Genomic DNA, 280 nt, shown 5'->3' with positions numbered 1-280 from the left:
AAGGCACCATCCTCATCACCGGAGCCACCGGCACCCTCGGCACCCTCCTCGCCCACCACCTCGTCACCCACCACCACGCCCAACACCTCCTCCTCCTCTCCCGCCGAGGCCCCCAAGCCCCCGGCGCCCAAGAACTCCACACCGAACTCACCAACCTCGGCGCCCACATCACCCTCACCGCCTGCGACATCAGCGACCCAAACGCCCTAGCCACCACACTCACCCAAATCCCCGACGAACACCCCCTCACCGCCGTCATCCACACCGCAGGCGTACTCGA

General features: G+C 67.5%; 1 protein-coding gene. It reads left to right on the top strand.

What is annotated here, in order from left to right; all coding sequences use genetic code 11:
- The coding region (locus GCN81_RS00010) for an SDR family NAD(P)-dependent oxidoreductase (protein WP_156721299.1) at nucleotides 1-280 on the top strand (280 nt) is incomplete at both ends.

Origin of the sequence: Streptomyces apocyni, assembly GCF_009739465.1 — a bacterium.
Taxonomy (GTDB): Bacteria; Actinomycetota; Actinomycetes; order Streptomycetales; family Streptomycetaceae; genus Streptomyces; species Streptomyces apocyni.
This window is presented reverse-complemented; position numbering and strand designations above follow the sequence as displayed.